This window comes from Streptomyces pimonensis (assembly GCF_041380215.1).
GTDB classification, from domain to species: Bacteria; Actinomycetota; Actinomycetes; order Streptomycetales; family Streptomycetaceae; genus Streptomyces; species Streptomyces pimonensis.
On the sequence record NZ_JAHWZY010000003.1, the window covers coordinates 164,743 to 185,400 of the forward strand.

Consider the following 20,658-nt stretch of genomic DNA (forward strand, 5'->3'; position numbering starts at 1 on the left):
GAGGCATGCCTTACCTGGTACGCGGGTCCCGTCTATGAACTCATAAGTCTGTCTTATGAGACCCCCTGCAAGGGCTTATGTCTCATGGGGCGGGCTGTTCCGACCAGATGACCTTGCCGGCGGGCAGGTAGCGGGTGCCCCAGCGCTCGGCGAGCTGGGCTACCAGGAACAGACCGCGGCCGCCCTCGTCCGTCATGGTGGCGTACCGCAGATGGGGCGAGGTGCTGCTGCCGTCGTACACCTCGCAGATCAGGTTGCGGTCGTACAGCATCCGCACCCGGATGGGGGTGCCACCGTAGCGGAGCGCGTTGGTGACCAGCTCGCTCAGGATCAGCTCCGTGCCGAACGCCAGCTCGTCCAGCCCCCACTCGGTCAGCTTCCGGGTGACAGCCGCCCGCACCTCGCCGACGGCCGCCGGGTCCGCCGGCACCGGCCACTGGGCGATCCGGTCGGCGGCCAGCGCCCGGGTCCGCGCCACGAGCAGCGCGATGTCGTCACCGGCCCGTACCGGGCGCCGGGACTCCAGTGCGATCCTGCACATGTCCTCCGGGGAGTCGCCGGCCCGGGACAGCGCCTCACGCAGCCGTTCCAGGCCGACGTCGATGTCGTGCCCGCGGTCCTCGACCAGTCCGTCGGTGTAGAGGACGAGCCGGCTGCCCTCCGGCAGTTCCAGACCGGCCGACTCGAACGGCAGACCGCCGAGCCCCAGCGGGGGGCCGGCGGGCACGTCCCAGAACTCCGCCCCGCCGTCCGGGCGGACCACGGCCGGCGGCGGGTGGCCCGCGCGGGCCACGGTGCAGCGCCGGGAGACCGGGTCGTAGACCGCGTACAGACAGGTCGCCCCCGTCACCGGCGCGCTCTGCTCGTCCTGCGCCTCGTCCTGGTCGATGCGCCCGACCAGCTCGTCGAGCAGGGTCAGGAGCTCGCCGGGCGGAAGGTCCAGCGCGGAGAAGTTGTGCACCGCCGTGCGCAGCCGCCCCATCGTGGCCGCCGCGTGCAGGCCGTGGCCGACGACGTCGCCGACCACGAGCGCGACCCGGGCCCCGGACAGCGGCAGCACGTCGAACCAGTCCCCGCCCACCCCGGCCTGCGCGGGAAGGTAGCGGTAGGCGATCTCCAGGGCGCTCTGTTCGGGCAGGGTGCGCGGCAGCAGACTCCGCTGGAGCGTCACCGCCATGCTGTGCTCGCGCGTGTAACGGCGGGCGTTGTCGATGGAGACCGCGGCCCGGGCGACCAGCTCCTCCGCGAGGGCCAGCTCCTCGACGTCGAACGGCTCCGCCTTCCGCGAACGCCAGAAGCTGACCACCCCGAGCACCAGCGCCCCGGCCCGCAGCGGCACGGTGATCAGCGAATGGATGCCGTACTCCATGACCTGCCCGGAACGCTCCACGTCCTGGGCGTGCCAGCCCGGCGCCTCGCCGAGCCGGGGCTCCAGGACCGGCCGGCCGGTGGCGAGGCTGACACCCTGCGGGGACGACGCGACGAAGCGGATCCGCTCGTCCTCGGGGTAGAGCGGGGCGCCCACGGCGATCCCCGCCGACGCCGCGCGGCGCAGTGTGCCGGCCGCGTCGGGGTGGCCGCCGGCCAGCACCGACTCGAACAGGTCCACCGTGACGAAGTCGGCGAACCGCGGCACGGCCAGCTCGGCGAGTTCCTCGGCCGTGCGGATGACGTCCAGGCTCGTCCCGATGCCCACTCCCGCGTCGTACAGCATGGTGAGCCGCTCGCGTGACTCCTCCGCCCGGCCGGAGAGGGCGCGCAGCTCGGTGGAGTCGCGGACCGTGGCCACGCTGCCGGGCGGACCGCCCGCCCGGTCGGTGGGCCGCTGGTTGACCGCCAGCAGCCGGTCCGCCACCAGATGCACCTCGTCCGTGGCGGTGCGGCCCGAGGACAGCAGCTCGGCGGTGCCCGGGTCCAGGCCGAGGGCCGGCACGGGCCGGCCCTCGGCGTCCTCGGGCAGGCCGAGCAGCCGGCGCGCCTCGTCGTTGGCGAGCATGAGCGTCCCGTCCCCGTCGACGATGATCACCCCTTCGCGCACCGCGTGCAGCACCGCGTCGTGGTGTTCGTACATCCGGGTCATCTCGTGCGGGCCCAGGCCGTGGGTCTGGCGCAGCAGCCGTCTGCTCACCAGGGCCGCGCCCAGGAGGAGGGGCAGCTGGTCCTCCGCCGCCCCGCCGGTGCGCTCGGTGGTGATGCCGGCCGACACCAGGCCCACCACCTCGCCGTCGGCGTCCCTCACCGGCACCACCGCCTGCACCAGCCGCCCGATGGTGCCCTCGATCTCCTCCACCACCGGCTCGCCGGCCAGCGCGGGCCCGATGGTGCCGACGAACCGCTTGCCGATGCGGTCCGGTCCGGGACGGGTGTAGCGGATGCCGTCGGTGTCCATGACGACGAAGTCGACCCGCGCCCGCTCGCGCGCCGCCTCGGCACGTGGCTGGAGCACGGCCGTGGGGTCGGGGGACTCCAGCGCCTCGACGGTGCCCGGCGCGTTCGCGAAGGTCTGCGCGACGGCGAGCGAGCGGTTGCGGGCCTCCCGCGTGCTGTCCCGCTGCACCTGGAGCACCAGCGCCACGAGGGCCGCCCCGACCAGCAGCAGCACGATCACCAGATGCAGCACGAACACCTGTCCGGCGACGCTGCGCCCGCTCAGCACCGACCGCAGTCCCGCCGCCGGATGCCACCGGGAGCGGCCGTCCGCGTCCCGCCGACGCCGTACGGACGCCGCGGCACCGGGCGGCAGGGACGACCGGGGCCGGGAGCGACCCATGAGCCGGACCATGTGCCATGTCTACACTGCCGCGCCATGTGAGGCGAGGGGCGGCATCCGCCCGACGAGTGGGTCGTCACCGCTGCGGTACCGGTCCCCCCGGGTCGCGCGCGGCCGCCCCCCGGCGATCGCGCGCGACCCTCCCCCGGCGCGCGACCGTCCCCCGAAGGCCGCGCGCGTTTCTCGGCCGGGCCACCCCGGCACGCCGTGCTCCGCGCCCTCAGTCGGCCAGGGCGCGGGCCAGTTCCCTGGTGGCGCGGGCGATCTCGGTGTCCGGCTCGGCCAGCAGCCGGTTCAGGTCGCCGCGCCGGGCGCGCACCGCCTGCCGGGCGGCCCGCTCCCACACCACCGGGTTCTCCCGTCGGTTGAGCAGCTTGGGATACGCGGCGGCGGTGCTCTCCCACTGCCGGGCGTCGGCGATGGCCCTGAGCAGCTGGATGATGCCGACCCGGCAGGTGACGTGCGGCAGCTGGGCCAGCTCCCACAGGAAGGGGACCGTGGCTGCGGTCGCCTGTTCCGTGACGAAGCCGTACTGGCAGATCCGTTTCCGTAGATCCTCCAGAGCGGCGCGGGCGGTTCCGGAGTCCCCCCAGGCGATGCCGTTCAGCAGCAGGGGGATGGCCGCCGCCGAGCCGGTGGAGTCCTGCATGTCGGCCCACGGCACGCGGGACAGTGCCGTGAGGGGTGCGGTCCGTGCCACTCCGGCGGGGGGCGTGTGGCGCACAGGGCGCTCGCTGCTCGGCTGTTCCGTGGAAGCGCTGCGCATGGCGTGGGTGCCTTTCCGCGGCAGTCGTGTCGGACGGGGGGACGGGTCGACGACCGGGCCCGCACCGTCCTGCCCGCCGGAGGGGCGGGGGGCAGGACCCGCCCCCTCGGACCGGGCGTCGACGGTGTGCGGCCCCCAGCCGTGCGCCTCCGGGCCGGAGCCGGCACCGGGGGCGTGGACGGGCGGGTGGCCGTCGGGGCCGCAGACGGCGGGCGGCGGGTGCGCGGGCCCCTGGCGGGAACCGGGCCGGATGTCCCGCGCATCCGCGCACCGCGGTGCCGCGTGTGTCACGGTGTCGGCGGTGAGTTCGGTGATCACGAGGGCGACGTCGTCGTGGTCGTGATCGTGGTCGGGCAGACGGTCGCGCAGGGTGTCCCGGGTGAAGGACCGCGCCCGCGCGAGCCCCTCCCGGCCGGGTGCGAGGCGGGGCGTGACCGGGACGGACGCGGGAGGGGCCGTCTGCGGCACCGGGGGCCGCCGGCGCGGATCCGCCGTCGCCGTGTCACGGCCGTTCGTCCGTGTGACGGCGGCGGCCGTTGGCCGGAACAACGGATGCGCAGGTAACAGATGCACAGGTAACGGATGCGCAGGTGATGACACGGCATCTCCCCGATGCGACGTCAGGACGGGTCGCCAACACAGGGGTTGACGCCCCAGTTATTATCCACGCTGACAGCGCTCGCGTGCAATTGCACGAGAAATTGCGCGAGATTTTTCCCGGCGCGCGGCCGGACACCCGGCCCGTGCGCGCCGGGGGACACGGGAACAGCGAGGAGACAGCGGTGCCAGGAGTGCGGAACGGAGTGCGGGCCAGCCAGTTGGACGCCCGCTGGATCAAGAGCCGGCACAGCAACGCCGAGGGCAACTGTGTCGAGCTGGCCCCGCTGACCGACGGGGGGATCGCGGTGCGCAACTCCCGTGACCCCGAGGGTCCCGCCCTCGTCTACACGGCCGCGGAGCTGGCGGCGTTCCTGGCCGGCGCGAAGGACGGGGACTTCGACCACCTGGTCTGAACACCCGTGACGAACCGGCGCCGGCCCTTTGAACCGGCGCCGGTGAAGCGGAGCTCGACGCGCCACTTCCTTGCGGCTTTCGCACGCGGATGCGGTGAGGGGCAATCAGGTGCGATAGTGTTAATCGCCCTTGTGCCGGTTTGCTGGGAGTCAAGGATGACCGCCGCGTCGCATCGAATCTCCCGTCTGGAACCCTATCTGGACAGGCCCGAGCCCGCCCCGACCCTGCTGAAGATGCTGGTCGGCGTGCAGCTGGCGGGCTTCCGCGACGATGCCGGACTGTCCCAGGACCAAGCGGCGCGCTCCGTCGGCTTCAGCCCGGCGAAGCTGTCCCGCATCGAGTCCGGCAAGGGCCGCCGCCCGCCGGCCGAGGGCGACGTCAGGGCCCTGCTGAAGCTGTACGGCACCGACGAGTACGAGGCCTCGGTGCTGCTCAAGCTGCTCCGGCGGGCCGGAGAGCCGGGCTGGTGGCAGCGGTACGACAAGCGGCTGATGCCCGAGTGGTTCGACCGCCTGGTCGGGCTCCAGGAGGCCGCCGCCACCATCCGTACCTTCGAGATCCAGTACGTCCCCGGACTGCTGCAGACCGCCGCCTACACTCGCGCGGTGGTCGAGCGGGGACTGCCGAACGCCCCGGCCGGCGAGGTGCAGCGCCGGGTCGAACTGCGCATGCGCCGCGCCGGGCTGCTGCTGCGAGAGGCCGCGCCGCAGCTCTGGGCCGTCATCGACGAGTCGGTCCTGCTGCGCGTCCTGGGCAGTCCCGCGGTGATGCGCGAGCAGCTCGAGCACCTGGTGACGATGGCCGAGCGGACCAATGTGACGGTGCAGATCGTGCCGCTGGACGTGACGAACGCGTCGGCTCCCGCCATCCCCGTGACCTATCTGCGCTTCGGCGGACTCGACCTGCCCGACGTGGTCTATCTGGAGCACATCAGAAGCGCCAACTTCCTCGAGGACCGCGACGAGACGGAGGAGTACCGGATCGCACTGGACCGCCTCGCCGACGAGGCGCTCAAGCCGCGCGACTCGGTGGAGCTGCTCCGCAGGACGATCGAGGAGCGCTACGCCACGGCGTAGCGAAAGGCGCGAACCCGCCGGCGCTCCCGTGGAACCCGAGAGGTCCGGCGGGGGCGCCGCGGCGTCAGGGATTACAGCGGGATCCGGCCCACACCGCCGAACTCGATCCACTCGTCGGTGAGCTGGCGGGGCACGACCTCGGTGTCCGGGCGCCAGGTGGACACCTCCACCAGACCGGGCTCCAGGATCTCCAGGCCCTCGAAGTACGACTCGACGTCCTTCTGCTCGCGCACCCGGCCCCAGTTCCCGTGGGTCGTCCGGTCCATGAAGTCGGTGACGAACGTGCGGACCTCGGCGTCGTCACTGACGAGCTGGCACATCACCATGAAGCTGCCGGGCGCCAGCCGTTCGCGCACCCGGCGGGCCAGGGCGAGCGGACCGTCGGTGTCGTCGTCCGGGATGCAGTGGAAGACCGAGTTGAACAGCACGCACACCGGTTCCGAGAAGTCGATCAGCCGCCGGGTCTCCGGGTGGCCGAATATCCCGTCGGTGTCACGCATGTCGGCCTGGATGACCGCGGTGCGCCCGTCCTGCTCCAGCAGGGCACGGCCGTGCACCAGCACCATCGGGTCGTTGTCGGCGTACACCACGTGGGCGGTCGGGTCGATGCGCTGTGCGACCTGGTGGATGTTGTCCTGGGTGGGCAGGCCGGAACCGTGGTCGACGTACTGCCGTATCCCGTACTCCTGCGTGAGGGTACGGACCACCCGCTGGAGGAAGCGCCGGTTGTTCAGCGCCAGGCGGCGGGTGCTGGGCACCACCTTGTCGAGTTCCTCGGTCGCGGCGCGGTCCGCAGCGTAGTTGTCCTTGCCGCCCAAGTAGTAGTCGTACATGCGCGCTGCCGTCGGCACGGTCGCGTCGATCTCGGTGGACAACTGCTTACCGGCGTGCATCGTTCCCCCTGCGGGCCGCGCCAACTGGACTGGCTGGACAGGGAGTACATCCTAGGGACTCCCGGAGGGGCGGTGCCAGTCGGTCGGTGGAGGCCCCCGAAGGAAAGGCGTGCCGGTCGTCCGCGATGACCGCCGGTGCCCGACCGGACGCACAGGGCGAACACGGCCGCGCCGTCGACGGGACCACCGTCACCGACTGGGGCCCGCTCTCCGAACAGCCCTGTCCAGGACGTCCGCGGCCCGCGTGACGCTGGTCGCCCGGCGCGCCGCACGGCAGGGCACGGGTGCCGAAGACGCCGAGGAAGCGGGGAGCCGCTCATGAACGGCACCGGCGTCGCGCTTTGCGCCCTGCACGACGACGGACGGGATCTGGAACAGGGTCTGTCTGCCTGCCGGCCGCCACCGCGCCGAGCGCGAGGTCCGCCACGCCGCCACCGACGTCGCCCGCTGGTCCCCGGAACGCGGCACGGTTCGCCGCCCCCGGCCGCGACGCGTCCGGTTCCCCGGCCCCCGCGCCCACCCCTCGCCCGGTCCGCTCGCCCCCTGCGGGAAAAGACCTCGCAGGCTCTCGGACGCCGCCCGGAGGCGGGGCTGCTCCTCCTGCGCGACCTGTACCTGGCCGCCTCGCGGAACCCGCTCCACCGGGAGATGCCCGTCCGGGCGGCACGGGCCACCAGGGGCCGGGAGCTGCCGGGGCCGGTCCCCTCCTGTCGCCCGCAGACCCTCCGCCGGATGTACGGGGCCGACACGATGACCAAGGTGCTGTCGCCGCACCTCCTCGTCGGCGTGCGACCGGTCCGGGCGGTGGATCCCCGCCGACGTCTGCGTCAGCGCTTGTGCCCCGCTATCGTCGGTTTCGTCCCTACGGGACGTCCGTCGCCGGCGCCGCCGGCGGCCGGTCATCCGCTGCCCCGGGAGGCACGCATGGACGACTACTACGACCTCGGCGACCACCGCAGGCCCGTGACGACCTCCTCCGCCGACGCCCAACTCTGGTTCGACCGCGGACTGATGTGGACGTACGCGTTCAACCACGAGGAGGCGGTCGCCTGTTTCGAGAAGGCGGCCGGGGCCGACCCGGACTGCGCCATGGCCCACTGGGGCATCGCCTACGCCCTCGGCCCCAACTACAACAAACCCTGGGAGGCCTTCGACGGCGACGAACTCGTCGGCGCCGTCGCACGCACCCACCGGGCGGTGGAGCGGGCGCACGAGAAGGCCGCGCACGCCACCCCCGTCGAGCGGGGCCTCATCGAGGCCCTGCGCGCCCGCTACCCGCAGGCGGAGGCCGTGCAGGACTGCTCGGTGTGGAACGAGCCCTACGCGGACCGGATGCTCGCCGTGTACGGGAACGCCCCCGGCGACCCGGACGTGGCCACCCTCTGCGCCGACGCCCTGATGAACCTCACCCCCTGGCAGCTGTGGGACCTGCGGACCGGCCGTCCGGCCGACGGCGCCCGCACCCTGGAGGCCAAGGCCGTCCTCGACGCGGCGCTCGCCACCGACGCGGGCGCCCGGCACCCCGGCATCCTCCACCTGTACATCCACCTGATGGAGATGTCCCCCACGCCGGAAGCCGCCCTCACCGTCGCGGACCGGCTGCGCGGCGCCGTGCCCGACGCCGGGCACCTGAACCACATGCCCTCGCACCTGGAAGTGCTGTGCGGCGACTACCGCCGGGTCGTCTCCGACAACACCGCCGCCGTCGCCGCCGACGAGAAGTACCTCGAGCGGGCCGGCGCCATGAACTTCTACACGCTCTACCGTGCCCACAACCACCACTTCAGGATCTACGGCGCCATGTTCGCCGGTCAGTCGGAGGTCGCCCTGGACGCCGCCGCGCGGCTCGAGGCCGCCGTCCCCGAGGAACTCCTCCGGGTGCAGAGCCCGCCCATGGCCGACTGGCTCGAGGGGTTCCCGGCGATGCGCGTCCACGTCCTGATCCGCTTCGGCCGCTGGGACGACATCCTGGCGCTGCCGTTCCCCGCCGACCCGGAGCTGTACTGCGTGACCACCGCCATGCTCCACTACGCCCGGGGTGTCGCCCTCTCCGCGACCGGCGCCACCGACGGGGCCGAGGCCGAACGGGACGGCTTCCGTGCGGCCGTGCGCCGCGTCCCCGGGACCCGGATGCTGTTCAACAACACCTGCCGCGACGTCCTCGCCATCGCGTCGGCGATGCTGGACGGCGAACTCGCCTACCGCAAGGGCGAGTACGACACCGCCTTCGCCGCGCTGGAGCGGTCGGTCGAACTGGACGACAACCTGCCCTACGACGAGCCCTGGGGCTGGATGCAGCCCGCCCGGCACGCCTACGGGGCGCTGCTGCTGGAACAGGGCCGTGTCGAAGAGGCCGAAGCCGTGTACCGGGCCGACCTCGGCCTCGACGGCACGCTGCCCCGGCCCCTGCAGCATCCGGGCAACGTCTGGGCGCTGCACGGGTTCCACGAGTGCCTGCTGCGCACCGGGAGGACCGGGGAGGCGGCGATCATCGCCCAGCAGCTCAGACAGGCGACCGCGCTGGCGGACGTACCCGTCGAGTCGTCCTGCTTCTGCCGGCTGGAGACCCACCGCCCGGTGACCTCCGGCGCGGACCGCCCCTGCCACTGAACCGGCCCGGGAGGGCCGGCCCAGCGGGCCGGGGCCCGGCCTCAGCTCGCCTCGACGACGTCCTGGAACGTCCTCATGCAGGAGAAGCAGTGCCGGTCCGTCACATGCCGACGAGTCGACTCGTCCTGCTTCTCCACTCCGCAGAGCGTGGATGACTTGTCCGACGTGAGGACATGCCACACCAGCTCCCCCGAAGTGTCTGCACCGCACCACATCTCGTGCATTTCCAGCTCCCTCCGGGTAGGCATGGAGGCCGCTTCCATACCAGCACGGCCCGGGTCCGGACGGCTCGTCCGGCGAGCCAGTCGGGTGATGTGCGGGTCCGGGAGGCATACCGGCGGGCCGGATCCCGGAAGGAGGACGGGCGACCGGGCGCGGTGGGACCACCGGACTCGCGCACTCCGGCCGGGACGCGGAGGATCTCCCGCGGCACGCGGGGGCTCCCGGGGGGCGGGCGGCTGTTGGACGGCCCCGCCCCGGTCGAGCGGGCCGGCGGCCGGACCCACGCCCACGACGCGGCGCAAGGGGCTTTGCGTAACCGCTGCGGGGACGGCCTCCGCGCACCGCGGTCACCGTCGGCGCCGACTCCGACGGTGACCGCGCACGCCCGTGTACCCCCGTTCCACCTCGGCACGCCGTGCGGACGGGCACGGTCGTCCCGGGGTGTCCGAGCTTGGCACCTGGCCGCACGAACCGGCCCCGGCACGCACGACACGGCGCACAAGACCGGTGAGATTGCCGGTCCGCGCCGGCCCCCTCCTCCCCGACAGTGGCACCCCCAGTCAATCGGCGGCGCCCCCGGCCGGTGTGCGACCCCCACCCTTCAGTGACCCCCGTGCACCGGCCGGGCGGGCCGCCCGCCGCGACAGAGAGGACCACTCGTCGTGCAGCAGCACCCCCACACCAGCGGGCGCAGGACCGGCAGGCTCGCCACGCTGGCCACGGCCGTCGCCGCCGTCGTCGGTCTCACCACCCTCGGCAGCCCCGGGGCCCAGGCGGCCGACAACCCCTACGAGCGCGGTCCGGCGCCGACCGAATCGAGCATCGAGGCGTTGCGCGGCCCGTACGCGGTGTCGGACATCTCCGTCTCCTCGCTGGCCGTCACCGGCTTCGGCGGAGGCACCATCTACTACCCGACCAGCACCGCCGACGGCACCTTCGGGGCGATCGCCGTCTCGCCCGGCTTCACCGCCTACCAGTCCTCCATCGCCTGGCTGGGCCCGCGCCTGGCCTCCCAGGGCTTCGTGGTGTTCACCATCGACACCAACACCACCCTCGACCAGCCCGCCTCCCGCGGTGACCAACTGCTGGCCGCACTGGACTACCTCACCCAGCGCAGCGCGGTACGCGGCCGGATCGACAGCAGCCGGCTCGGCGTCATGGGCCACTCGATGGGCGGCGGCGGAACCCTCGAAGCCGCCAAGGACCGGCCCTCGCTCCAGGCGGCGGTCCCGCTGACGCCCTGGAACCTCGACAAGACCTGGCCCGAGGTCCGGACCCCCACCCTTCTCTTCGGCGCCGACGGTGACACCGTCGCTCCCGTCTCCAGCCACGCCGAGCCCCTCTACACCGGTCTGCCGTCCTCCCTGGACCGGGCCTACATCGAGCTGAACCGCGCCACCCACTTCACGCCCAACTCGTCGAACACGACGATCGCGAAGTACAGCATCTCCTGGCTGAAGCGGTTCATCGACAACGACATCCGCTACGAGCGGTTCCTGTGCCCGCTGCCCCGGCCGAGCCTGACCGTCGAGGAGTCCCGGGGCAACTGCCCGCACACCTCCTGAGTTCCCGCCGAACGACCACCCGGTGGCGGTCCGCGCACGGCGCGGGCCGCCACCGGCGTCTGTGTGCGCGCACCGCCGGACGCCGGACGCCCTGTGCCCCGGCACATTCGTGGACGCGCCCCCTCCACTTCACCTTACGCGTGAGTAAGGTGAAGTGGGTGACCGGACAGACGACCCCGCGGCAGGCGGTACACCGGCTGTTGGACGGGCTGAGCACCGACGGCGGCGCCCGCGTCGTGACCGGTGAACCCGGTTGCGGCCGTACGGCGTTCCTCGAGTACGCCGCCGGCTCCTTCCGCGCCGGACCGGTGTGGCACGTACGCGGCGGCCCCGGCCGTGCCGCGCCGCCGCTGAGCGGTCTGCGGACCTTGCTGCGCGCCGCCGGCCGCGCTGCGCCGGTCGCGGGGGACGGTACGGCGGGGGAGGCGTTGTTCGGCCTCCTGCGCGCGGCGGCCGGCGCGTCGCCGGTCCTGGTGTGCGTGGACGACGCGCACCTGTGGGACGCCGCGTCGCGCGCCGCGCTGGGACACGCCGCCGCGCGGGTGCGTGCGGCCGGGGTCCGGGCGGGGCTGCTCCTCACGGTTCCCGGACACCGGCCCGTCGACCGGGAGTTGGCGGCACTGCCCGTGCTGCGGCTGGGTCCGCTGGCGCCCGGGGACGCGGCCCGTGTGGTCGACGACGTGACCGGCGGCGCCGTCGACCCCGGCGTGCGCGAGGAACTGCTGACGGCGGCCGAGGGCAACCCCGCGCTGCTGCTCGCGCTGGTCCACCGGCTGTCGCCCGCCCAGCTCGCCGGGCGCCGGCCGCTGCCCCGGCCGCTGGCCGACGGGGAGGCCCTCGCCGGGGTGGCCGGCGGGTGCCTGACCGGTGTACCACCGGACCGGGCCGACCTGCTGCTGACGGTGGCGGCCGCCGTGCACGCGACGGGGGAACCGGACGCCGACGCGGACCTCGTACGGCGGGCGGCCGGGGCCGGCGCGGCACGTCCGCTGCCCGAGGTGCTGGTCCTGGCGGAGGGCCGCCTGCGGTTCCGCAGCACGCTGCTGGGGAGAGCGGTGTACGCCGGCGCGCCGCCCGAACGGCGCCGTGCCGCGCACCGCGCACTGGCCGCGTGCCTGACAGGCACGGGTACGGGCGGTGTCCTCGCGCTGCTGCACCGCTCCTGGACCACCACGGGTCCCGCTCCCGCCCTCGCCGCCGAGCTCGCGGTGGCAGCGGCCTGCGCGCCGCCGGTCCTGCGCTGCCGGGCGCTCACCCGTGCCGCCGAGCTGACGGCGGACGAGGCGGAGCGGGCGCACCGCTGCACCGCCGCCGCGGAACAGGCCCTGCTCGCCGGGCGTCCTTCCGAGGCCCTGCGCCTGCTCGACGCCGCCCGGAGCCGTCTGGCCCCCGCCTCCGTACGCGGCGGTGCGCAACTCCTGCGGGGCGCGGTGCTCCTCGCCGACGGGCCGGTGGACGACGCCTGCGAGTCCTTCCTGCTGGCCGCGGGGCTGCTCGCCGGGACCGACCGCGAGGCCGCCGACGCGGCGACCCTGGGAGCGGCGGACGCCGCCTGGGCGGCAGGCGACCCGACCTCCTGCCTCCACGCCCTCGCGGCCTCCGGGACGTACACACCGGCCGCCGGGGCCCCGGCAGGCGGCCCCGGGGCGGAGGTCCCGGCCGACGGGGACGGCGTCGTGGTCGGTGCCGGGCGGGTGGTCGCCGGCGGGGCGGTGACGGCCGGCCGGGGTGTCCTCGGCGGGGGGACGCCGGGTGCGGGACCCGCGGGCGGTGAGGGAGCCGCCGTCGGGAGTGACGCGGATGACGCCGCCCCGCCCTCCGGGCTGCTCCGGGACCACCGGGACGGGATGCGGGCCGTCCTCCTGGGGCGGTTCGACCGAGCCGCCGGCCCGTTGCGGCGGGTGGTCGAGCGGGGGCTGTCCGGCGACGGGCCCGAGCCGCTCCTGCGGTCCGCCTCCGCCGGGCTCATGCTCGGTGACCTGACTGCAGCCCGCCGGGCCGGCGCACGGGCACTCGCCGCGGCCCGTACCCTCGGCTGCGCCGCCCTCGAACCGAGGGCGCTGGAGTACCTGGCCTACGCCGAACTGCGGGCCGGCCGCCACCAGCTCGCCCGGACCCACGCCGAGGAAGGGCTGCGCACCGCGTCGCGGACCGGACAGCGGAACATGGCCGCCCACCACCACGCGGTGCTGGCGCTCGCCGCGTCCATCGAGGGGGAGCGGGAGATCGTCGCCGAGCACGTCGCCGCGGCCCTGCGCACCGCCCGCCGGCACGGACTCGCGCAGGCCGCGACGCTCGCCCAGTGGGCCGCGGCCCGCGCCGACCTCGGTGCCGGCCGTCCCCGCGAGGCCGCGGACCGGCTGGGCCCCCTGGTTCGCCCCGGCGTCCGCCGCGGCCACTTCGCGGTGTGGATGCTCGCCGTCCCCTGTTTCGTGGAGGCCACCGCGCTCGCCGGGCGTCCCGAGGACGCGGCCGCGGTCGTCGAGGACTTCGCCCTGTGGGCCGCCTGCGGAGCCGACCCGCAGGCCCCCGCCCAACTCCTGCGCTGCCGAGCCCTCCTGGCGGCCCCGGACGCGGCCGGCCCCCTGTACCTGCGCGCCCTGGAGCGCCACGAGGAGACGGCCGGGGACTTCGAGCGGGCACGCACGGAGCTGCTCTACGGCAAGTGGCTGCGGCGCAGACGACGGCTGCGCGAGGCGCGGAACCGTCTCGGTGAGGCGCTGATGGGCTTCGAGCGCTGCGGCGCGCACCTGTGGGCGCAGCAGGCCGCCGCCGAGTCGCGGGCGGGCGGTGCGGCCCCCGGCCGACCGGGGGCCGGGGAGCTGTCCCGGCTGACCCCGCAGCAGTTGCGCATCGCACGGCGCGTCGCCGAGGGCGCCACCAACCGGGAGGTGGCCCTGAGCCTGTCCGTCAGCACCCGCACCGTCGACTACCACCTGCGGAACATCTTCGCCACGCTGGGGGTACGGTCCCGGGTCGAGCTGGTCCGCCTCGTCGAACAGCCGGAAAAGACCGGTGCACGCCCCTAGGGACCGACCGGACGGTATGCCATCCTTCGGGCAGGACGAGTCCGACGGCGGCCGGCCCGCGGCCTCCCCGTACCGGCCGGGCGCCGGTACGGGGACCGCCGCCGCACGGGCACCGCCGGGAAGCCGACCCTGGGGGAGATGCGCGATGCAACACGCCGTACGGCCACGTACCCTGCTGCGTCCTGGACCCGCGCCCGCCCCACGGCCCCGGACACCGCGCGTGCGGTCGCTGATCGACGCCGACGCGCTGCGCGTGCTGCACCGGGCCGCCCGCGTCCTGCTGGACGACCTGCCCCAGCTCACCGACGGGCTGGTCGCCGCGCTGCAGGAGCAGGAGCCCGCCTACCGGGCCGCAGTGGAGGACGACGCCACCGGGACCTGGCAGGAGGCGCACCGCTCACTGCGGCACAGCATCTCCTCCCTGCTCGATCCGCGCGGCGCCCGTGACGCGGCGCGACGCTGCTCCTGGAAGATCGGCGCCACGCGCGCCGAGCAGGGGCTGCCGCTGGACGCCCTGCTGCACGCCTTCCGGCTGGGCGGCTCGCTGGTGTGGCAGGGCCTGGTCGACGAGACGTCCCGGGCGGCGCCCGAGGACGTACGGCTGCTGGTGCACGTGGCGTCCGACGTGTGGGACTTCGTCGACGAGCACTGCACACTCGTCGCGGACGCCTACCGGCAGACCGAGCGGCAGCTGGCGTGGCGGAGGGAGAACAGGGTGCGTCTGCTGGCCGCGGCCCTGCTGGACGGCACGAGCAGGATCGCCGACCTGCCCGAGGCCGCGCAGGCACTCGGCCTGCCCGAGCACGGCCGGTACGTGGTCGTCGCGGTCGCCGGCGGCCGGCCCACCGGTTGTCCCGGTGCCCAAGTGGATCTCGCTCCGGGTGTGCGCGTGCACTGGCACACGGGCGTGGACGTCGATCACGGCATCGTCCTGACCGGGGACGGTACGGAGTCCGTCGTGCCGAAGGAGCGGGCAGCCGGTGCGCGGGTGGGCGTCAGCAGCGAGGTCGACGGGCTGTCCGCCGTGGGGGAGGCGCGGCGGCTGGCGGACACCGCGTTGAGCCTGTGCCCCGAGGAGGGCGGCACGGTCCACCTGACCGAGCACCTGCCGGCGGCGCTGGTGGCGTCGAGTCCCGAACTCGGCGCCGCGCTGGCCGAGCGGCTGCTCGGCCCGCTGGCCCGTCTCGAACCCGCCGACGCGGAGGTCCTGCTGGACACCCTGGCCACCTGGCTGGCCTGCGACGGTTCGGCCCAACGGGCCGGCCGGCGCCTGTACTGCCACCGCAACACAGTCCTCAACCGCCTCCGCCGCTACGAACAGCTCACCGGCCGCTCCCTCTCCCGCCCCACCGACCTGATCGAAGTCAGCCTGGCCCTGACCGCCCGCGCCCTCCTCCGTCCCTGACCCCACCCGGCCGCGCCGACCGCCCCGCTGAGCTGCGAGCAGTCGTGCCTCCCAGTGCCTGAAGGCCCGGGGAGGTACCCCCATCGCCCGGGGGTGCCTCCCCGGGCGATGGGGGTACCTCCCGCCCGGGCGAAGCCGGGAGCGGGGGAGGGCGGGCGCGGCGGCACCTCCGCCGGAGCCGGCGAGCGGCGCCCCACCCGGTGCGGCGCCCCCGACGCCCCCGGCGCCGCCGTGACAGCCCCGCATGGGCACCCGCACAACCCCCACCCACCCCCATTGGTACGCCGCAGCGTGCGGGCGCCGAAACCTGTACCGGCCGCTCGCCGCCGTGCTGTCGTGAGGCACCCCTTCCCCCGAAGCCGTGACCGCCCCGCGCGGCGCGGCCCCGAGGAGTCGTGATGCCCGAAGCACCACCGGACGATCTGCCCGCGCTGCACGTCGAGAACGTCGACGTGACGTACGGGCGCGCGCTGTCCGCTCTCCGCTCCGTGTCCCTGACCGTGCCGCACGGCGCCGTCGTCGCCCTGCTCGGCGCCAACGGCGCGGGCAAGACGACCCTGCTGCGGGCCGTGTCCGGCACGCTGCGCCTGCACCGTGGCGCGATCACGGCCGGCCGTGTCCGCTACGGCGAGACGGTGCTCGACGGCAAGGACCCCGTCGCGGCGGTACGCGCCGGAGTCGTCCAGGTCCCCGAGGGGCGACGGGTGTTCGCCGGACTCTCGGTCGACGAGAACCTGCGCTCCGGCGGCCTCGGCCGTCGCGGGCACGCCCGGGCCCAGGAGGCCCGTGACCGGGTCTTCACGCTCTTCCCCCGCCTCGCCGAACGCACGCACCAGGCCGCCGGCCTGCTCTCCGGCGGCGAGCAGCAGATGCTCGCCATCGGCCGCGCCCTGATGGCAGCCCCGCGCCTGCTGCTCCTCGACGAGCCCTCCCTCGGTCTCGCCCCGCAGATGGTGTACCGCATCGCCGAGGTGATCCGCGAGATCAACGCCCAGGGCACCGCCGTGCTCCTCGTCGAGCAGAACGCCGGCATGGCGCTCTCCCTCGCCGACCACGCGCACGTCCTGGAGGTCGGCGAGACCCGCCTGTCCGGTCCCGCCGACGAACTCGCCCGCACCGACGCCGTACGCCGCCTCTACCTGGGCGAGTCGGCCGGGGACCAGGGGGCGGCGTGACCGACCGCACCACCACCGCACCGCCCGTGCTCGACGTACGGGACGTCACCGTGCGCTTCGCCGGACTCACCGCCCTCGACGGCGTCTCCTTCACCGTCGCCCCGGGCTCGGTGCACGCGCTCATCGGACCCAACGGCGCCGGCAAGTCGACCTGCTTCAACGTGCTGTCCGGCCTGTGCCGCCCGGCCGCCGGCTCGGTGACGCTCGGCGGCACCGAGCTGACCCGCCTCGCCCCGCACCGCATCGCCGCACTCGGCGTGGCCCGCACCTTCCAGAACATCGTCACCACCCACGGCACCGTCGCCGACAACCTGATGCTCGGCCGCCACGCCCTGTCCCGCGCCGGGTTCGCCGCGAGCGCGCTGCGCCTGCCGAGCGCCGTGCGGGAACAGCGCGAGCACCTCGGCAGAGCGCGTCGGATCGCCGAACTCACCGGCCTGGCTCATCACTTCGACAGTCCCGTCGCGTTGCTGTCGTACGGCGACCGCAAGCGCGTCGAACTCGCCCGCGCACTCTGCCTGGAGCCCCGCGTGCTGCTCCTCGACGAACCCGTGGCCGGCATGAACGCCGCCGAACGTGCCCGCACCGCCGAGGTGGTGGGCGAACTCCGCGCCGAACTCGGCCTGTCCATCGTCCTCGTCGAACACGACATGGGCCTCGTCATGCGCCTCGCCGACGACGTCACCGTGCTCGACTTCGGCAAGCCCATCGCCCACGGCACCCCCGACGAGGTCCGCCAGGACCCCGAAGTGCTGCGCGCCTACCTCGGCACCGACGCGACCGGGGAGGACGCGGCATGACGACACTCCTCGACAACGTCCTCGGCGGACTGGCGCTCGGCGCGGTCTACGCGCTGGTCGCCCTCGGCTTCGTCGTCATCTTCAAGGCCTCCGGCGTGCTCAACTTCGCCCACGGCTCCCTGCTCCTGCTCGGCGGTTACCTCACCGCCGTCCTCCACGACGACCTCGGCTTCGCAGGGGCGCTGGCCCTGGCGGTCCTCGTCACCGCCGCCCTCGCGGGCGCACTCGACCGGTTCCTGCTGCAACGCGGCGGCCAGGACGCCCACTCCGCCCACGTGCAGACCATCGTCACCATCGGCATCGACATCGTTCTGCTCACCGACCTGGCCCGGCGCATCGGCGGCGACCTGCTGTCCCTGGGGGACCCGTGGGGCGACGCGGTGACCGAGCTGGGCCCGGTGACCGTCGCCGACAGCAGGCTCGCCGCGATCGTGGTGTCGGCCGTGGTCATCGGCGGAGTGTTCGCGCTCTTCCGGTTCACCTCCTGGGGGCTGTCCCTGCGGGCGGCGGCCGAGGACCTGGAGGCCGCGGCGCTCATGGGCGTACGGCTCAGCCGGGTCCGCGCGGGCGCCTGGTGCCTGGCGGGCGCGCTCGCCGCGCTGGCCGCCGTGTTCCTCGCCGCGTTCCCCGCGCCCGGACTGGAGCGCACCACCGGGCAGATCGCCCTCAACGCCTTCCCGGCCGCGATCCTCGGCGGCCTCGCCTCCCCGGCCGGCGCCCTCGCGGGCAGCCTGATCATCGGCCTGACCGAGGCACTCGTCGTCGGCTACCAGTCCGAACTGCACGTTCTCGGTGAGGGTTTCGGCGACGTCGCCCCGTACGCCGTGATGCTGCTCGTCCTCCTCGTACGGCCCACCGGGCTGTTCGGAGCGAAGGGAACGGCCCGTGTCTGACCGACTCCCCGTCGCCCTCGCACGTCGCCGGGCCTCGCTCCTGCTGCTCGCCGTGGTGCTGTGCCTGCCGCCGTTCTACCTGGACGCCTTCTGGCTGCGCATCGGCCTGTTCTCCATGGCCGCGGCCATCGGCGCCGTCGGCCTCGCCCTGCTCAGCGGTACCGCCGGACAGCTCTCCCTCGGCCACGCCTTCTTCCTCGCCGTCGGCGCCTACGGTTACGCCTGGCTGGCCGGCGAGCCCGGACCGGGACTGCCGCCGGCCCTCGCCGCGCTCCTCGCGGTACTGCTCGCGGGAGCGGCCGGCGGCCTGTTCAGTCCCGTGGCCGCCCGGGTGAAGGGCATCTACCTGGGCATCGCCACCCTCGCGCTGGTCTTCCTCGGCCACCATGTCCTGTTGACCGCGGACTCCGTCACCGGCGGCTTCAACGGCCGCTCCGTCCCCCCGCTGACCCTCGGCGGGTTCACGTTCGCTCAGAGCGACCCCGGACCGACCGTCCTCGGCGTGCCGTTCGGCGCGGAGGAACGGCTGTGGTACCTGGGCCTGGCCCTGTTCGCGTTCACCTGGTTCACCGCCCGCGGTCTGCTGCGCTCACGCCCCGGCCGGGCGCTGGCCGCCCTGCGCGACAGCGAGACCGCGGCCTCCGTGATGGGCGTCGACGTCGCCCGGCACCGCTCGGCGGCCTTCGTGGTGTCGTCGATGTACGCGGGCCTCGCGGGGGTGCTCCTGGCGCTCGCCTTCCGCCGCGTCGTCCCGGACTACTTCTCCCTCGCGCTCTCCGTCGACTACCTCGCCATGATCGTCATCGGCGGCCTGGGTTCCGTCGCCGGAGCCACCGCCGGCGCCGTCTTCGTCACCGCGCTGCCGCTGCTGATGACCCGTTACGCCGACCAGCTCCCGCTGGTGACCGCCCCAGGCTCCGCCGAGGGCGCCATGGGCCCCACCGAGGCGGCCCGCTACCTCTACGGCGCGGCGATCGTCCTGGTCCTGCTGTACGCCCCCGACGGCCTGCACGGCCTGGCCCGCCGGGCGCGGGACCGCGTACGGCGCCGCCGGTCCCGTGCCCCCGCCCCGGACGCCGTCGTCCCTCCGCCTCCGCAACCGACCGCCGCGCGACCCAAGGAGCACACCCCGTGAACACCACGCACCGCACCCGCCGCAACCGGCGCCGCACCGCCGGGACCGCCCTCGCCGGCGCCCTCGCCCTGCTGCTCGCGGCCACCGGATGCAGCTCCAAGGCGGACGACGGCGACAAGGGCGGCGAGGCCGCCGACGGCGTCCGCACCGGACCCGGCGTCGACGCCGGCACCATCAGGCTGGGTGCCCTCACCGACCTGACCGGGCCCTACGCCACCCTCGGCAAGAGCATCGTGCAGGCCCAGCAGATGTGGGCCGACGAGACCAACGCCAAGGGCGGCATCTGCGACCGCAAAGTGGAGATCGTCGTCAAGGACCACGGCTACGACGTGCAGAAGGCGGTCACCGCCTACGCCGACATCGCCCCGGACGTCGTGGCGCTGCCCCAGGTCATCGGCTCCCCGGTGGTCGCCGCGCTGCTCGACGACATCGAGCGGGACAAGGTGCTCACCTTCCCGCAGGCCTGGGCGGCCTCCCTGCTCGGCAGGGACGCCATCCAGGTGCTCGGCACCACCTACGACGTCGACATGATCGCCGCCGTCGAGTTCCTCACCCGCGCCAAGGGTCTGAAGAAGGGCGACACCATCGGTCACGTCTACTTCGAGGGCGACTACGGCGCCAACGCGCTGGAAGGGTCCACCTGGGCGGCCGGGAAAGCCGGGCTGAAGGTGGCCGGGCAGAAGATCAAGGCCACGGACACCGACCTGTCCGCCCAGGTCTCGGCCCTGCGCAAGGAGGGCGTGAAGGCCGTCCTGATCAGTGCCGGGCCCGCGCAGACCGCCTCCCTCGTCGGCGTCGCCGCCTCCCGGGGGCTGAAGGTCCCCGTCGTCAGCAGCGCCCCCGGCTTCGCGCCCCAGCTGATGAAGACCCCCGCCGCGCCGGCCCTGGCGGCCATGCTCAACGTGGTCAGCGCGGCACCCGCGGTCAGCTCCGACCTGCCGGGCGTGAAGAGCATGGTGGAGTCGTACCGGAAGAAGTACCCGGACTCGCCGGTCGACTCCGGGGTGCTCTCCGGGTACAACGCCGCCCAGCTCATGGGCGGCGGCCTGAAGAAGGCCTGCGAGGCGGGCGGTCTCACCCGCGAGGACGTCGTCAGGGCGCACCGCGCGCAGACGAACGCCGACACCGGCCTCGGCACCCCGCAGAACTTCTCCGACGTCGACCGCCCCGCGAGCGTCGAGACGTACGTGCTCAAGCCCGACGCCGAGGCGGTCGGCGGCGTGGTGAACGCGGAGGACGCGCACGCGGCGCCGGGAGTGGAGGACTACCTGTCCGCGCGGTGACGGACGGCCGGGCACCTCGGCG

Annotated in this window: 15 protein-coding genes; 11 read left to right on the top strand and 4 right to left on the bottom strand. The window is 74.3% G+C overall.

Features of this window, described 5'->3' with window-relative positions:
• Positions 1-82: 82 nt before the first annotated feature.
• Positions 83-2,782 (bottom strand): SpoIIE family protein phosphatase, encoded by a 2,700-nt coding sequence (locus tag KYY02_RS04965; protein ID WP_371236179.1) that lies wholly within the window; start codon positions 2,780-2,782, stop codon positions 83-85.
• 208 nt (positions 2,783-2,990) lie between these two features.
• Complete coding sequence (locus tag KYY02_RS04970; RefSeq protein WP_371236285.1) at positions 2,991-3,536, bottom strand: hypothetical protein; 546 nt, start codon at positions 3,534-3,536, stop codon at positions 2,991-2,993.
• Between the two features lie 782 nt (positions 3,537-4,318).
• Here KYY02_RS04970 and KYY02_RS04975 point away from each other — a divergent pair.
• Together KYY02_RS04975 and KYY02_RS04980 are read left to right on the top strand one after the other, a co-directional pair.
• Positions 4,319-4,549: a DUF397 domain-containing protein gene (locus KYY02_RS04975; protein WP_371236180.1), complete on the top strand. Its 231-nt coding sequence runs from the start codon at positions 4,319-4,321 to the stop codon at positions 4,547-4,549.
• 156 nt (positions 4,550-4,705) lie between these two features.
• Positions 4,706-5,626 carry a helix-turn-helix domain-containing protein gene (locus KYY02_RS04980; protein ID WP_371236181.1) on the top strand — a complete coding sequence of 307 codons (921 nt, stop codon included), beginning with the start codon at positions 4,706-4,708 and terminating at the stop codon, positions 5,624-5,626.
• Between the two features lie 71 nt (positions 5,627-5,697).
• On the opposite strand, the gene KYY02_RS04985 is transcribed toward KYY02_RS04980, so the two are convergent.
• Entirely contained in the window at positions 5,698-6,519 is an 822-nt protein-coding gene (locus tag KYY02_RS04985; protein ID WP_371236182.1) for an SAM-dependent methyltransferase, read from the bottom strand.
• Between the two features lie 924 nt (positions 6,520-7,443).
• Here KYY02_RS04985 and KYY02_RS04990 point away from each other — a divergent pair.
• Positions 7,444-9,129, top strand: a complete 1,686-nt coding sequence (locus KYY02_RS04990; protein ID WP_371236183.1) for a tetratricopeptide repeat protein — start codon at positions 7,444-7,446, stop codon at positions 9,127-9,129.
• Between the two features lie 41 nt (positions 9,130-9,170).
• On the opposite strand, the gene KYY02_RS04995 is transcribed toward KYY02_RS04990, so the two are convergent.
• Positions 9,171-9,377 carry a hypothetical protein gene (locus tag KYY02_RS04995; RefSeq protein ID WP_371236184.1) on the bottom strand — a complete coding sequence of 69 codons (207 nt, stop codon included), beginning with the start codon at positions 9,375-9,377 and terminating at the stop codon, positions 9,171-9,173.
• A 636-nt stretch (positions 9,378-10,013) separates the two neighbouring features.
• Here KYY02_RS04995 and bdeA point away from each other — a divergent pair.
• From bdeA to KYY02_RS05035, 8 genes are all read left to right on the top strand, one after another.
• Positions 10,014-10,916 carry a bis(hydroxyethyl) terephthalate hydrolase gene (gene bdeA / locus KYY02_RS05000; protein WP_371236185.1) on the top strand — a complete coding sequence of 301 codons (903 nt, stop codon included), beginning with the start codon at positions 10,014-10,016 and terminating at the stop codon, positions 10,914-10,916.
• Positions 10,917-11,074: 158 nt separating this feature from the next.
• The gene (locus KYY02_RS05005) at positions 11,075-13,945 is read left to right on the top strand and encodes a LuxR C-terminal-related transcriptional regulator (protein WP_371236186.1); all 2,871 of its coding nucleotides are present in this window, start codon (positions 11,075-11,077) and stop codon (positions 13,943-13,945) included.
• Positions 13,946-14,090: 145 nt separating this feature from the next.
• Positions 14,091-15,350 carry an RsbRD N-terminal domain-containing protein gene (locus KYY02_RS05010; protein ID WP_371236187.1) on the top strand — a complete coding sequence of 420 codons (1,260 nt, stop codon included), beginning with the start codon at positions 14,091-14,093 and terminating at the stop codon, positions 15,348-15,350.
• 398 nt (positions 15,351-15,748) lie between these two features.
• Positions 15,749-16,525 (top strand): ABC transporter ATP-binding protein, encoded by a 777-nt coding sequence (locus KYY02_RS05015; protein WP_371236188.1) that lies wholly within the window; start codon positions 15,749-15,751, stop codon positions 16,523-16,525.
• Positions 16,522-17,325, top strand: coding sequence for an ABC transporter ATP-binding protein (locus KYY02_RS05020; RefSeq protein ID WP_371236189.1), 804 nt, complete (start codon positions 16,522-16,524; stop codon positions 17,323-17,325). Before KYY02_RS05015 ends, KYY02_RS05020 begins: the two co-directional genes overlap by 4 nt.
• Positions 17,322-18,218: a branched-chain amino acid ABC transporter permease gene (locus tag KYY02_RS05025; RefSeq protein WP_371236190.1), complete on the top strand. Its 897-nt coding sequence runs from the start codon at positions 17,322-17,324 to the stop codon at positions 18,216-18,218. Before KYY02_RS05020 ends, KYY02_RS05025 begins: the two co-directional genes overlap by 4 nt.
• Positions 18,211-19,353 (top strand): branched-chain amino acid ABC transporter permease, encoded by a 1,143-nt coding sequence (locus tag KYY02_RS05030; RefSeq protein ID WP_371236191.1) that lies wholly within the window; start codon positions 18,211-18,213, stop codon positions 19,351-19,353. The genes KYY02_RS05025 and KYY02_RS05030 overlap by 8 nt, the downstream gene beginning before the upstream one ends.
• Complete coding sequence (locus tag KYY02_RS05035) at positions 19,350-20,636, top strand: ABC transporter substrate-binding protein (RefSeq protein ID WP_371236192.1); 1,287 nt, start codon at positions 19,350-19,352, stop codon at positions 20,634-20,636. The genes KYY02_RS05030 and KYY02_RS05035 overlap by 4 nt, the downstream gene beginning before the upstream one ends.
• Positions 20,637-20,658 lie beyond the last annotated feature (22 nt).